The sequence below is a fragment of the Halobacterium jilantaiense genome (assembly GCF_900110535.1).
Classification (GTDB): Archaea; Halobacteriota; Halobacteria; order Halobacteriales; family Halobacteriaceae; genus Halobacterium; species Halobacterium jilantaiense.
In genome coordinates, this window is the sequence record NZ_FOJA01000001.1 from 833,844 (window position 1) to 848,589 (window position 14,746).

A 14,746-nucleotide genomic window follows, 5' to 3' on the forward strand; every position below is an offset into this window, starting at 1 on the left:
CTTTGACGCAGGGTGGCGAAGTGGCGGTATGGTGGACGATCAGTATCGGGGACTCCTCACTGAACGAGAACGAGAGATCATACGAGGAGAAGCTGACGTATCAGACAATTACCGCTATCGTGTTGTTAGTCGGATTCGTACAAAAATCGAAAGTATCGATGAAGACGTCGAGATTTTATCGGATAATCGGGAAGATTTGCTTGAAGAACTACGGGAAGTGGTCTGTGCAGATGGAGAATAAGTTATTGAGAGGTTGCAATGGAGATCGTTAGTACAATGGGGACCGGTTCGCTCGGGCGCGAACTGAACTTAGAGCCTCTCGTCAGCGATCTGCAGTCACAAAATGGTGGGGTAGTAGATGCGAATTTTCATGGAGACGCTATGGTGACCATCCGATTAGAGGAAGGTGGACCCGCCTACACAATCTATCGAACTGGGTCGTTCCAAATCCGAGGTGCCGAGACTGAAGAGGGGTTGGCTCGGGCTGAGAGACGTTTCCGAGAGGAATTAGATGAACTTAAAATCGAAATAGACGGTTACGATTTTGAACATGTAACTTCGGTATTCATGGAATCTCTTGACCGAAGGGTGGATCTTGAAACTGCGATGATCGCTCTTGGTCTGGAAAATTCCGAATATGAGCCGGAGCAATTCCCCGGGCTCATTTATCGCCCTCCCTCTTTCGAGGTCACCTTGCTGGTCTTCGCAAGCGGGAAGATCATCATTGGTGGAACTACTGACCGGAGCCAAGCTCTTGATGCGGTGGATCACCTACGGGAACAGTTGAGTACCATTGAACGCGTTTAAAATCCGTGCTTAGAAGAGAGAATCAATCTGCTCTAAGAGGCCAGTGACTGACTCCTCAGCCGAATCAACGTCTTTTGCCCCAGTAATAATCACCTTTCCAGAACCGAAGATTAACAGCACACAGTCATGGTCTGTTGGTCGATAGATTAATCCAGGAAACTGCTCTGGCTCATACTCAGTGATTTCTAGCCCCAGTCCGATAGCAAGCGCTGAGAGATTCAGTTGTTGGCCAATGTCTTCCATACAGACATAGTTCTGAATTTTATACCACTCGTCCTCGGCCTTCGGAAGGATACTCTGGTTTGTGAGTAATCGGAGGAATTCCGAGCGAGTAGCAGATGCTTCGTCCGCTGAGTCTGCTCCAGTGATAATGTACTTGCCCGTACGGTAAACCGTGATCAGCGGTGCAGAGTCATCAAGACGGAAGTAGGCACCTGGATATTTCTCTGGGTCGTAGTCAACGACTTCACTCAATTCACGTGCTACGGTCTCAAGGTCTAGCTCTATACCCAGAGAGCCCGAAGCGACGACGTTCTCCACGCTGACCATTCTGTAATCCTCTATGTCACGTCACTCGTCTCGCCGAATAATAACCTACGGTAACTGACTGTCTCGGTCGTCGGTCTTTGCTGGATGTACGAACTGCCAAGAATCGCAGCTGTCCAGAGGTGACGTAGGTTCATATGCGAAAACGACAGGAATTCTCCTCGAATGATTCACCGACAGCCCGCGACGGTTTGCCAAGAGTATATATGATGATGGAGAGAATGGCCGTCAAGCGAAATATGTCTGTCCGAACTTCCATTGAAGATCTCGATTCAATCGAAAACGGAGGCGATGTCATCGACTATCTGCTCGACTCCGGGGGACTAAACTACAGTACCTTTGTAGAGGTCCCGAGCGGGATAAAGCGTAACCAAGGGAGAAACGATTGGTACGAAGCTCACTTAGTCGATGAGAACGGTGACGGGGTCATTCGATACATCGAACTCGAAGCATCTGGGGATAGCCCTGCGTTTAGCGATCTGAAGCGACACCTGAAACGACACGGTAGTCCGATCAACGAACTATTCACTGTCATTGCATACAGGAAATCGGACGAGGGACCACTGACTAGTCCCCTGAACGATGATCTCACGTTCCTTCATATTGAGGAGCAGTTCTCTTCAGAAGACGTTGAGGTGACCTTCGATCTCAACTACTTCACGGTCAAGCGGTTCGGCGTCGAGCCTGCGTATCTCGACTATCTTGACGACCTCTCCGTGGACTCTGGACAGGGTCGAACGAGTCTGGGAGGCGATGTTGAGGATGTCTTCTCCATCCGAGAGGTCACGCGGAGCTTCTACCAAGATTTCGGGGAAATCTTCCGCGAGGATCTTCAGGATGCAATTCACGACTTGGAGGATCCGGAGGAGAACCTGAACGCATACACGCGAACGGTCGTCAATCGCGTCCTGTTCTTGCTATTCATTGAGGAGAAGGGGTGGCTTGACGGGGATGTAGACTACGTAGAAAACAAGTACGAAGAGGTGGCCGAAGAGAACGATCTGCACGTTTACGACGACTTATTCGAGCCACTGTTCTTCGAAGCGCTCTCCGAGGAGGGGACAACGGAATCGGACCGCCTCGGTCAGATTCCCTTCCTCAACGGCGGTCTGTTCGAGCGCAAAGATATCGAAGAGGACGTCGAAATTGACGAGGCGTTCTTCGACAAGCTCCTCAGCCCGGAGGATGGCGACGATGGCGAACCGGAAGGATTCCTCCGGCGATACAAAATCTCGCTGCGTGAGTCAAACCCCAGCGAACAGGAACTCGTCGTCGATCCGGAGTTCATCGGGCGTATCTTCGAGATGTTCATGCAGGAGGACGAGCGTTCAGAGGTGGGCGCGTTCTACACTCCGAAGCCTATCACTGCCTACATGACGAAGAACGCGCTCAAGCAGCACCTGCTGGGGGAAACCGACATCTCCCACGAAGAGGCTGTGTCACTGGTTAGTGACCACATCGCCCCCGACTCGCTCACCGAGGATCAGATCGAGGACGTCAATAACGCTCTTCGCTCTGCGACCGTACTGGATCCGGCAGTGGGTAGTGGCGCGTTCATCATCGCCATGCTGGAGGAACTCGTCGCCGTCTCGGAAGCGCTCGACGATAGTACTGGCGACGACCGAAGCCGGTTCCAGCTGAAAGAAGAGTTCATCGCGGACACGCTCTACGGTGTCGACATCGACGCTGGCGGTATCGAGCTGTGTAAGTTCCGTGTCTGGCTCCACCTAATGCAGGATCTCGACGTAGACCACGAAGAGTTCCTCGACTCAAACGAAGAGTTTGCACTGCCCAACCTCGGGTTCAAGTTCTTCGTTGGTAACAGCCTCGTCGGCGAGCATGACCCGACAAACGTCGAGGCCCAGCAAGCCACCCTATCGGGAGGACTCGACGATACACTCGATGAGATTCACGATGTTAGGTCCAAATACCAGACCGCACATGGTGAGGAAAAGGACCGGCTTGCCGAGCGACTCGAAACACTTACAGACGAGCTGGAGACCCAATTAGCCGTCGAAAAGAGTGACTGGATGACCGAGGTTGCCGAAGAGACTGACGAAACCTTTGCGTGGACGCTAAACATTCCGGAGGTCATTCTGGACGGTGGTTTCGATATTGTAATCGGTAATCCACCGTACGAGGGACAGTCTCAACAAGACTATATTGGAGAACTTGCCCGCTTCTACGACGAAAAGTACGACTTCTATAAAACGATTCCGCGGATGCGCCATGATCTCTATCAGAAGTTCAATATCCGTGGATGGGAACTGACCCGAAAGGGTGGCGTATTGTCATACATTACTAGTGATACGTTCTACACTATTGGTTCGAAACAGACGACACGAAATCTGCTTCAACAAAATGAACTTGATATTCTGTTGGACGCCAACTCGGAAACATTCGACGCTACAGTAGATCCTGCGATTTTCTCCCTTCGAAAATCCCCTCCTGATGAAACCCATATTATGGCGTATATCGATGCTTCAGACACCAATATTGATCTTTATCGTTCTCTCATCGGTGACCTATATCGAACGACGGATTCAGATCTTGAGGATAACTTGCTTGGGTGTGACGAATTTGCAACTCCGTTGGATCTCCAAGAACCTACGCGAGGATATGCGGTGAAGCTATCTCTGTTCAATCGGACGCTTCGACACGCATTCTTTGAGCCCACGGAGGTGAATCTGGAGATACATCAGAAACACATGGAGCGAATTAGGACTCTCGCTGAGGAGTGGGAAGACGCCATTAGAGATTCAACTACCTTAGAAAATAATTTAGAGCGTATTGAGGGCGACCACCTCTCACAGATTGAACCTGGCGACACCTCTATCGTTGGTTTACTTACACTTGGTGGGCAAGGCCTTGCTACTGGCAACAACGAGGAGTACCTAGCGTACATCGACGGCTCGCGCGGAGCACGAAAAGTAAAGCAAAGAAATGAAGAAACATTCACCTACGGTGAGAAAAACGAGAACACCTTTAGTTCCGTTAGCAGAGTGATTACCGAAGAGTATCTTGCAGATGTCGACTCAATGTCCGAAGATGAGCGGCTGAATGGGCTTGACTCCGACCGCAAAGACACCTGGGTGCCAATAGAGAAGGGTTTCAAATCAGACGAGATCTACTATAAGGCGAAAGATTCGTACATCAACTGGAGTCGAGATGCAGTCAAAGGGATTGACGATGACGGTCTCATCCGAAACCCGGGATACTACTTTGACCCCGGGATATTCTCCTCCCGGGGAGGATTTTCGGAGCTCAAAGTTCGCTACACAGACGACTCGGTTATCGATAGCACTGGTGTCGTTCTTGTATCTATTGACGAAGATGTAGTCTCGGCCAAATACCTTAATGGATTGCTCAATTCCGAGGTCTGCGAGCATATTACGGATTCTTTCATCAACTCCTCTGGAAAACAGGCGACAGACATGCGCCATATCCCTATCCCGATACCAACATCAGAAGAGGAGCAGATGATCGAAGAACTGGTCGACGAAGCAATTTCAATCCAGAAGGGAGAGGGTACAAGAACTCTATCAGACGTACAGAGCGAAATTGACGAACGCGTCGAAAAGCTATACAATATCTCGCTATGAGTGAGGACCCAGTCCCTGATTGGTCTGGCTACTCTGACGTCCTCGACAACCGCGAATACGATGTTGCCGAGCGGGCGAATGCTCTGGCTCCCGAAGCCGAGACCGTCCGAATTGCCGTTGGGTACTTCTATCTCGGTGGTTTCGATCTCCTGAAGGAGAACCTCCGAAGAGCTGAACGCGTTGAAATACTCATCGGAACCGATACCGATCAGCGTACCATCGATGAACTGGAACGTGGGTTTGCTGACGACTTAGATGAGTACGACCGCTCTGAAGCTCAAGAAGGTATTAATCGGCTTTACGAGCTCATTCAGGAGGACAAGGTGGATGTGCGTGTGTACGACGACAGTCGGTTTCATCCGAAGCTCTATCTCTTCGAGCACCCCGCGGGTTCTCCGGACCTCGGCCGGGCGATTATCGGCTCCTCAAACCTCTCCGCCAGCGGTCTCCGCGGAAATGTCGAACTGAACGTCGAAAAGAAGGACAACAACACGATCCGGTATCTCGGCGAGTGGTTCGAGGAGATCTGGGAGGAGGCCAGCGAATTCGATACAGACCTGATGGTTGCCGAGATAGAGGAGTCGCAGTTCGGAGATGACCTGCCGGACACCTCTGAGGGAGGAACATCGGTCGCAGAGGTGGAAACGATTTCACCGTACGAAGCGACGAAGCGGTTTATTGTCGAGCAGTTTTCCCGAGACGTCCGAGAGGGCACCCTACTCCAGGACATCACTGGCGATTACGAAGAACAACTCACAGCGTTCCAGCAGGACGCATTCAGAGCAGCGCGTCGCCCGCTCGAAAAATACAACGGCGTCGTATTAGCTGACAGCGTCGGTTTAGGGAAGTCGTACATCGGTGCCCCACTCGTGCAGGAATACACGAGCTCCCGAGATGATGTACTCATCATCGCCCCCAACCGACTGGAGCGGATGTGGATGCGGGACCTCCTTGATGCGGACACCGGCGAATTTCCGACGACCGCTGAGAAGACGTTTATGAGTTTCAATAAACTCTCCCGCCTGTCTGAAAAGGAGATCCAACGGCTCCGCGGAGTTGATTTGATTCTCGTCGACGAAGCCCACAATCTCCGAAATACTGGAACACAGCGCTACGATAAACTCCAGTCAATCGGTCGAAAGGGCAAGAAGTTCGTGATGCTCACTGCGACCCCGATCCACAACTCCGTTCGAGACGTGGACAATCTGATCAAGGTGTTTGCCGACGACGACGACTTCGATATTGAGCTGAAGGGTTTGTCACCGAGCGAGATTTTCAAGCAGTACGACCTCCTCTCCAGCGAGGAGGACAAATCTGCGAGCACTCAGAGTCGGCTTTCGGACCTCGAAGAACTCATTGAGTCAATTATGCGAGAGGTAATTATTTCGAGGGACCGGAAGTACATCCTCGAAAATTACGAGGAAGTCACCATCGGAGACCGGGCCATTAGCGTCCCTGATCGAAATCCGCGTCTTGTCACACCGGACGACCCTCGTCTCGATGAACTCTATAGTGACATCGTCGATACAGTCATCGGGGCAGATAACTCCGAGAACTCCGGGTTGAATATTCCCTACGTTAGCGCAGATCGGTATGACGCTGATGGAGACGAGGAAGAGGAACTAATCATTGAGTACCAGAATGCGAGCATTCTGATGCTCATCAATCTCCTCAAACGTCTTGAGAGCAGCCTTGCCGCTTTCGAGACTTCTGTTGAACGTCTTATGGAACGAGAGCGCATCACACGTCACATCGCTACTGGTGACTTGGATGATGCGAAAAACCGGAGTGACGCCGTTGAACAGATACGGGACACATTTGAAGACGACTTCGCCAAAGATATTGACTTTGAGGAGGTCGCAGAAGCCCTCAATAGAGTCAGCCCCTCGAAGAGGGACGAGATCGTAGCAGACATTGACGAAGACCTTCAGGAACTTGATCGTATAAAGCGGCAAGCACAGAATGCACTCCAGACCAAAGAAGACGGCCGCACTAAAGACGCTAAGGCGGAACGTCTGCGTGGATTAATTGATCGAGAGCTATCGGACGAGAAGGTCCTCATATTCAGTCAGTACGTACCCACGATCACGCATCTCTTCGAGCAACTAACTGGCGAGAATCCAGCGCACACCAACGTTGCTACGCTCGGTCACGATCCGAGTAACCCTACTGTCGGATTTGTCCACGGGGGCAGTGGGTACGATGAGAGGATTGTTGAGCGATTCGCTCCAGAAGCCCAAGAAGCCGACGTCACCCCCGGTGAAGAGATTGACATCCTGTTTGCAACCGACGTACTAGGGGTCGGACAGAATCTCCAGGATGCGCGAGTCATCGTGAACTACGACCTCCATTGGAACCCGATGAAGATGGAGCAGAGAATTGGACGTATCGACCGCATTACGACGCGGCATGACGAGCTGTTAATCTATAACTTTGCTCCGACAGGCGACCTGCGGAAGCAGCTCGGACTTGTTGAGCGGATTCAAGAGAAAATCGAAGATATCGCAAACACCTTCGGCCATGCTGCTCCCATCCTGGATACGGCCGAAGAGCAAGTGCATAAGACGCTCATGACCTATGAGCGATTAGAAGAAGGTGGTGCGGAGTTCGGGGACGAACGGTTGGAGGGTATCGGGTCGAAGTATGACGATCTCAGAAACGTCGTTCGGACATTCTGTGAAGAGAATGATGTCAATGTCGAGGAGCTTCGGGAAACCTACGATGCCGTCGCAGGTAGGTCGGAACCGCAATATTTCGTCGCACCCGGCGAAGAAGGATATGTCTCGCTCGCACACTTAGAACACAGTAGTGGACGCACCGAATGGCGAACCACCATTTTCGATTCGGATCGAGTACAAAGCACTACAATCGGGGGACAAACAGTCTTCACCCAATTCCCACGGCTGGAGACAGATGACGTTCGAGTGTTCGAAACTATCTCTTCCCCTGATACCACTCGCCAAACGATCCCGGAGGATGATTTTGAGGAGTTGAAATCCTTTGTAAGTGAGCTAGGTACCCCGAGCACGTGGCAAAACGACATATTGAGCAGGCAGAGCGGCGATAGCGACGTCGTTACCGACATCAAACAGTTATGCCGGCAGATTGCGGACAGCGACGAAGACGTAAGCGGAGAAGCAGAGGAAATCCTCGAACTCTTAGATGATCACGAAATGAGCGACTGGGCCGAGGGACAGTTGCGCACGATATATCGGAGACGTCGTAGATATGGGACCAACGGCACAATCCGAAGGATACACCACAAACTCACAGAGGAAATTGAGCTAGTTGATCCAGAAACCGTTACAGAAGCAGATGTCGCACTTGCTGGCCAATTAGATAACAGCAAATCCGAGACCTAACTGCATCAGGATGACTCATACTATCCCCGCTAGAATCTCAGTAGTTCCTTTCAACCGGATTTACTGAAAGACCGGCGGCTTCATACCGCCTGACAAGAGTAAGTTAGTGGTATCCGATGGGTTCTGGGAATGAGTTGACTGAGTTGTATGATTCTCTGTCTGTTCTGTATGGGTCGTTGCCTTCTGGGGTGGATTCGGAGTGGAGATTGGCGTTGCGGTCTGTGCTGTACGGTGATGAGTTGTTGGCTGATGAGGCGTCGTGTTTTGGCGCTCAGCAGAAGGAGCGGAATTTGGGGAAACGGAAGGATTACGCGCGGCGACAGGGGAATGGGGAGCGGGTGACGGAGTTTTCGGCGATTACGGTGGCGGAGCCGCGAGAGGGGGATCGTCGGTATGTGCCGTCGGGTGCGGAGTTACCGGTTGCGCCGGCGTCGGGAGAAGTGCTTCCGGTATACGTTTCGTCGGGGGAGGTTGATTGGGCGATCTCGTTGCTGGCTGAGTTCCCTGCTGAGCCCGCGGCTGATCGGCCGGGTGACGGGAGCGAGAGGTTGCTTGACCGAGATCGAGTTCAGCGAGCGCGCAACAGTACGGAAGCGGGAGTTGGTGGTGATGCGACGACGGTGCTGTTTGTGAGTGATACGCATCTCGGGTATGAGAATCGTGCGGAGACTGGGAGTGGGAAGGCAGTGCCGTGGATTGATGAGATCAATAGTCGGGACACGATTCGGCGGGTGCGAACGCTTGCGATGGAGGGGGATATTGATGCGGTGATTCACACCGGTGATTTGCTGGATCACGAGGTGGATGCGGTGACGCTTGATGCTGCGGAGTCGAGTTTGCGTGATTTGGCTCTCTGTAATATCCCAGTGTACTGTATTTTGGGAACGCACGATCACGGGGCGGCGGATCCGTACTATTCGAATTCTGTGGATGGGATTGCGTGGGTGAAAGATCAGGTGCGGAACGAGTATCTTATTGAGTTGTCGGCCAGTCCGACATCGGTTGCTGGCGGGCCACTTGACGCGTATGGGGTCTCGGCGGAAAACGTTGGAATTGGTGATGTCGGGACTTACGAGTCGCTTGGGTGGCGTCCATCGGAAATTGCGTTCGGAGCATCGTCGCCTGGGCCGAACGTACTGTGCCTACACGACGGGGCGACGCCGTACCGAGAACGTTCGACTGCAGATGTCGATCTCGACGAGTTGCTGGCACAGTCACGCGTATCGTTTGATTGTGTGCTGGTGGGTGATGAGCATCGACCCAAGCACGATGATTTCGAGCATGGGTACTCGTTCGAGACCGGGGATGGGACGCCCGTATTATACACCGGACCTGCAGCACGCGTTGGTCCGGCGTACCGGAATCACGATGCCTTCATCACGGAGCTCACGATTTCAGCCGAGGAGGTCTCGTGGACGCGGCATTCAGTGTGACGTGAGAGGAGTTGTCCCGTGGAGGAGTCGTGCAGCTCAGTTGCGGGGTGTCGTAGAACAATTCAACAGGCGGTCGATTTTGGGTGGGACTGATTGATGGTACACATAGCTCTAAAATATCGTTGCGAGATGACACAGCTATAGTCATGGGCGGAACATACCGAATGCGCTATATTCTACAGGTCAACTGGTAGCGCGGTTTCTGGTTCGGCGACGGACCGGTTCGTCCCTTGTTGTTGGCGAACGTGGATGCGGTGGTCAGCACTGTCTATCAGGCCTTCGTCGTGGCTGACGACGATAGTTTGTTTGACGCCCGCTGTGCGCATCGCTTCGACGACATCGTTGAGGCGGTCAACGTGCCCATCGTCGAGGTGAGCCGTTGGTTCGTCGAGGATGAGGGGTGGCATTGGGACGTCGTCTTCGAAGCCTTCAGTGAGGAGCCGGTAAATTGCGCCGCGGAGCGCGAGATTGAACACGGCGGACTCGCCGCCGGAGAGCTTGGTTGGTGGGAGTTCGCCGCCGCCCTTCTCGATGAGTGTAGCGTCGTATTCTCCATCCAGTTTGATGTCGGCATATGCGTCATTGCGGTACAGGGTGTCGAACATTTCTTGAAGTAAGTCTTCGAGCCGGTGAACGTTTTGCTCCCGCAGATCTGCTCGAAGGTTAATGAACATTTCTTCCAGCTCGGTGACTTGGTTGTTGAGCGCTTTGACGGCGGTCGCTTCGCGTTGCCGCGTGTCGCGTGTATCCCGGAGTTCGTTCAGCTTCTTGAGTTGTTGCCCAAGGTCACCGAGGTGTTCACTGACAGCACGCTCTGTGGCTCGTAAGTCCTCAAGCTCTGCATCAAGCGTGTCGAGTTCATCCGTGATTTCCGCGACAGTGTCTTCAGCTTCTTGGAGCTTCTCCGGGTTGAACGAATCAGTCGCGTCGGAGTACGCTTTAATTTCTTCTTGTAGGTCAGTGTGCGTGTCAGTGACAGCGGTCGCTTGCGTTTCGAGTTTAGTTTTGGCGAGTTCGAGATTGCGTTCGGCGTTGGTCCGTTTGTCGACTGCCGCTTCAATTTGACTCAGTACGTCTTTTCGTGCAAGGGAGCGGGTAAGGTATGCAAGAGTGCGTTCCGATGCCCGGGTGAGAACAGTCGCTGTAAGATGTTGCACGACGGCTTTGAATCGTGTTTCGTGGGCTGTGTGGCGTGCCTCTCTGGCATCGAGGTGATGTTCAGCTGCGTCTTCGTGCAGCGGGGTGAGATCTGTATTCGGGTCGACTTGGATTGCGCTGGTGGTCGTGCCCGTTGCTGCAACGGTGACGGTGAGCTCCTCTCCGTACAGGTCTTGGGCTGTCGCAAGGAGATTAGCTGCTTGCTCTTTTTGCTGTTCTAATTCTGTGATGCCGTCGTCAAGTGCTTCGACCAGCTGTTCGGCGGAGTCTCGTTCGTCCTCCCATTGGTCGCGGTGTTCGACGTTTGGCGCACCGTCGACTGGACGGCCACACTCGGGACAGTTGCCCTCGTCGAGTAACTGGTCGGCTTGCTCGATTCGTTCGCCAAGTCGCGTTGCCTCATCGCGGTAGTGGTCTTGTTCTGCTTGAAGCCGCTCAATTCTGTGTTCTATGCGTTCAGCTAGAGCTTCAAGGGCAGTGTCTGGGGTCTCATCTGCGGTGGCAATGGTAAACGGTGAGTCGTCGATGTCAGCCTGCAGTTGGTCTCGCTTTTTTGCTAATTCACTGCGGCCTTGACGGATATTTGCAATGTCGGCTAGGGTTGTAGCGGCGTCATCAAGTGCTGTGTCAACTACCCGGTTGTGTTGTTGGGTATCTTGTTCGAGACGATCTGCTTCGCTGCGGGCTTCCTCCGCTGCGGTTTCAAGCGCTTGCAGTCGTTCTCGAATGTTTTTCACGAGGTCTCTGGTCTGGTCTTGGGCGTCCTCAGCGACACTCAGTTCGAGTGATTCCGGGTCTATGTCAAGACCTGGTGTCGGTACTCGAACTAACGAGACCTCGATGTCTACAGTCGGGTTAGTCAGTGGGTCAACGGCCGTTTCATCGACGGCATCCGTTGTACCAATCGTATCGCCATCGGTGTCTTCTGTCTCGCCCGTCACTGCAGGAGTTAGGGGTGCGGTTGCTGTTGGAATATCTGTCAGTATATCATCAGCTGTCGCTGCTGTTTCGTTCGCCGGCTTGTCGTTTGATTCCGGCACAAGAGAGGTTGCTATCTCACGAGGGTCAGTGTCTGGTTGTTGTAAGCTCCCATCCACTGTCGCGTCCGCTACTTCATTTTTTACGGTAGCATCAGCTTTCTCTGCCACCTCTGTGACGATGTCGTCGACAGCACCGAAGTCCGTGGTGAGATCACCGGTTCCGGCTGCAAAGAGCGAGGTCAATTCGTCTTGGTGCTGCTTGACGTTGGACTCGGCGTTGTTGTACTCGTTTTGTAGCGATTGGTACTCGGTGACAGCACTCGCCAAGTCCTCCATGTGCGTCGCTGCAGTGTCTCTAGTTTCTTCGACGGTCTTTCGTGCGTCTTCTTGTGCGTCGACAACCTCCTCGGCGTCTGCTTTCTCACCTTCTAGTTCCTCTATATCTGCTGTGATGGCGTCACGCCTGTCTTCGAGTGCAGATTCAAACCCGTGCAGTTGCTGTTTTCTGGACTGGATTCGGGGTTCGTTGTATTCCTCAATCTGCGTCGTGAGTTCCTGGACTTGATCTTCTTTCGTATCAGCAACGCGACCGACGCCAGTTCCGATGCTATCCATGCGAGCTCGATACCGCTCCAATTTACTCATCTGGAGCAGGTTGTCGATGATTCGCTGGCGTTGTTTCGGCGTGGCGTCGATAAGCCGAGAGACGTCACCTTGTTGGACGTACGCGCTGTTGAGGAAATCCTCAGCGTTTAACCGGAGTTCTTCTTCAATCAGATCATCGATAGCACCGATTTGGTTAAGGTCTGGTTTGCCCGGTGGCGTGGTAAGATCCGCCTCTTGATACGTGTCTCCTCGAACACGGATTTCTCGGGTGACCTCGTAGGACTCACCGCGATGGGCAAAGGACAGTGTTACTTCAGCAGTATCCTCATCGGTTGTCACCACATCGTCCATGGTGGTACCACTATCTAACGCGTCACTGCCGTACAGGGCAAAGAACGCGGCTTCCAATAATGAAGATTTCCCGGACCCGTTGTTCCCATACAGGACAGTGACGCCGTCCTCGAAACGCACTGATTCGTCTGTGAAACACCGCCAGTTTTGAACGTGGATTCGTTGAAATTGCATGACTTAGTGAAGTAGTAGCGTTAGCTAGTGCTGTTCAGTCGTTGATTTCCTCAAGTGCGTTCTCTAGGAGTTCCTCGTTATCGACTTTGTCACCACCGCCAACAGCAGTCGATACTGATTCATCTGCTGTGTCTGCCGCCTCACCCTCGCTACTGGTATCGGGAGCAGCAGATCCGTCAACGTGGAGTGCGTCGGGTGATTCGCGCTCAAGGACTGTTGTAACAGTTTCTTGGGCTTTGTCAGTGATGTTACTGTCTGCAGTTTGGTCAGTATTCATCGCCATTTCGAGGAACAGATCTGCCGTTTCTGTGATGATGATGTCTTCGCGTCGTTCTTCGACGGCGGCATCAACATCTGCAAATTCGACCGCTTGGTAATCTCGTTCGTCCTCAAGCAGATCTCGGCGATCGCTGACTCGTGTAACCAAGGCTCCAAGTTCGGTACCTAAATTCTCGATTGGGCCGACTGGAACCCGTTCGTGGACAACACGATCAGGCGCGTCCCCGTCATCGTCAGCTTCTGGCAGTGAATCAGAAACCGGCGGTTCCTCCTCAGCAGCCATTAGCGTCACTTTCAGCACAGAGTCATCCAGCGAGTCGACTTTCTCTCTAATTGTTTGTTCGACGGTTTCGATACCTTCCCCGCGGTGCAGTGGGACATCAACATAGACGAATTCGCGGGCGCTTTCGATGACTCGACGGTCGATGTGCTCTTCAGGATCGACAGCACCGTTGGGCGGGACTGTTACGAGCGAATATGTCCGGGGGTCGCGCTGGTCTGCCATCGTCCGCTCAGTGGAACCAGCGTAACTGAGCGGGATTCGCTTTGAGCTTGGTGAGGTCGCTGTTGCTTGGTCACCTTCAGGTGTGCTATCTGAGTCCGCTGAGTCGAAGTTGCTGTCGGGACGACCGCTACTGACGAGTCGATAATCAGCTCCATGGTCATCGCCGACAAGCATGAGGTCAAAATCAACCGGGCTTTTTGCTAAGATTCGCTGTGTACTCCAGTCGCCGTGCCCGAATGGTTTGAATAGACCGTGGCCGACCAGGATGGCGCTGTCAGTCTCAGCAGCTTCGAAGTGATAGTCAAGTCGATCGCGCTGTCCAGGTGGGACGTGGTCTAAACCGTAAATCGTCGTATCGGCTACTCGGGTTCCGGCCGCATCCAATCGAGTAGCTAGCCCAATCTCCTGGAGTAACTCGACCCAATTACGGTCATGTGTTCGTTCGTGATTCCCAACGATTAGTAGAAACGGAATATCCGCGTCCTGTAGGCGTTGGAGTTCAGTTAGGACGGTTTGGAGTGGTGTGATATCAGGTCGACTAGTATGGAATAAATCGCCGGCGTGAACAACGGCGTCAACGTCTTGCTGAATTCCAGCTGATACGACCTCTGCAAATGCTTCAGCGAAATCTCGCCGACGCTCATCCAAATGATATTGTCGATATCCTAGATGCGTATCACTAGTATGTAGGAGCCGTACCATTTCGATGCAAGGTTATTTTACCGCACGTTGGATAAGTCTACGGGACAACACGTCCGTATAATAGGGTGATTATAGTGGGCTGCTTAACTCGATACGTATGGAAAGAGGAAACAAGCCAACACTTAGTTTGAACGGACATCTCATCGATACCCAAGTGCTGATAACCGTCACTGTCGTCTCCGATAATGCAGCGCTTTTCGAAGAGAGATTGCGTCCGAGTCGGTATTCCTGATGAGACTGA

7 protein-coding genes and 1 pseudogene are annotated in these 14,746 nt (G+C 52.7%); 4 read left to right on the plus strand and 4 right to left on the minus strand.

Translation table 11 applies throughout. The annotated features are described in order from the left end of the window. Nucleotides 1–258: 258 nt before the first annotated feature. A complete protein-coding gene (locus BMW35_RS04360; protein WP_089668166.1) occupies nt 259–807 on the plus strand; it encodes a TATA-box-binding protein in 549 nt (182 codons plus the stop codon). Between the two features lie 9 nt (nt 808–816). Here the strand turns inward: BMW35_RS04360 and BMW35_RS04365 are convergent, their stop codons facing one another. Continuing rightward, a complete protein-coding gene (locus BMW35_RS04365) occupies nt 817–1,356 on the minus strand; it encodes a TATA-box-binding protein (RefSeq protein WP_089668167.1) in 540 nt (179 codons plus the stop codon). 236 nt (nt 1,357–1,592) lie between these two features. On the opposite strand from BMW35_RS04365, the gene BMW35_RS04370 reads away from it, so the two are divergent. From BMW35_RS04370 to BMW35_RS04380, 3 genes are all read left to right on the plus strand, one after another. Then, a complete protein-coding gene (locus BMW35_RS04370; RefSeq protein ID WP_089670352.1) occupies nt 1,593–4,955 on the plus strand; it encodes an Eco57I restriction-modification methylase domain-containing protein in 3,363 nt (1,120 codons plus the stop codon). Then, a complete protein-coding gene (locus BMW35_RS04375) occupies nt 4,952–8,317 on the plus strand; it encodes a helicase-related protein (RefSeq protein WP_218138588.1) in 3,366 nt (1,121 codons plus the stop codon). Before BMW35_RS04370 ends, BMW35_RS04375 begins: the two co-directional genes overlap by 4 nt. Before the next feature lie 221 nt (nt 8,318–8,538). Beyond that, nucleotides 8,539–9,750 carry a metallophosphoesterase gene (locus tag BMW35_RS04380; RefSeq protein ID WP_218138589.1) on the plus strand — a complete coding sequence of 404 codons (1,212 nt, stop codon included), beginning with the start codon at nt 8,539–8,541 and terminating at the stop codon, nt 9,748–9,750. Between the two features lie 176 nt (nt 9,751–9,926). On the opposite strand, the gene BMW35_RS04385 is transcribed toward BMW35_RS04380, so the two are convergent. From BMW35_RS04385 to BMW35_RS16030, 3 genes and pseudogenes are all read right to left on the minus strand, one after another. Continuing rightward, nucleotides 9,927–13,019, minus strand: coding sequence for an AAA family ATPase (locus BMW35_RS04385; protein WP_089668168.1), 3,093 nt, complete (start codon nt 13,017–13,019; stop codon nt 9,927–9,929). Nucleotides 13,020–13,053: 34 nt separating this feature from the next. After that, a complete protein-coding gene (locus BMW35_RS15855) occupies nt 13,054–13,803 on the minus strand; it encodes a hypothetical protein (RefSeq protein ID WP_245708136.1) in 750 nt (249 codons plus the stop codon). Between the two features lie 165 nt (nt 13,804–13,968). Next, nucleotides 13,969–14,505, minus strand: a pseudogene (locus tag BMW35_RS16030) (metallophosphoesterase family protein); the annotation flags it as partial. Nucleotides 14,506–14,746 lie beyond the last annotated feature (241 nt).

Bases quoted from the DNA above. Each gene is read 5' to 3' on its own strand.
- BMW35_RS04375 (WP_218138588.1), top strand. From the start codon at position 4,952: ATGAGTGAGGACCCAGTCCCTGATTGGTCTGGCTACTCTGACGTCCTC.
- BMW35_RS04365 (WP_089668167.1), bottom strand. From the start codon at position 1,356: ATGGTCAGCGTGGAGAACGTCGTCGCTTCGGGCTCTCTGGGTATAGAG.
- BMW35_RS15855 (WP_245708136.1), bottom strand. From the start codon at position 13,803: ATGGCAGACCAGCGCGACCCCCGGACATATTCGCTCGTAACAGTCCCG.
- BMW35_RS04370 (WP_089670352.1), top strand. From the start codon at position 1,593: ATGTCTGTCCGAACTTCCATTGAAGATCTCGATTCAATCGAAAACGGA.
- BMW35_RS04385 (WP_089668168.1), bottom strand. From the start codon at position 13,019: ATGCAATTTCAACGAATCCACGTTCAAAACTGGCGGTGTTTCACAGAC.
- BMW35_RS04360 (WP_089668166.1), top strand. From the start codon at position 259: ATGGAGATCGTTAGTACAATGGGGACCGGTTCGCTCGGGCGCGAACTG.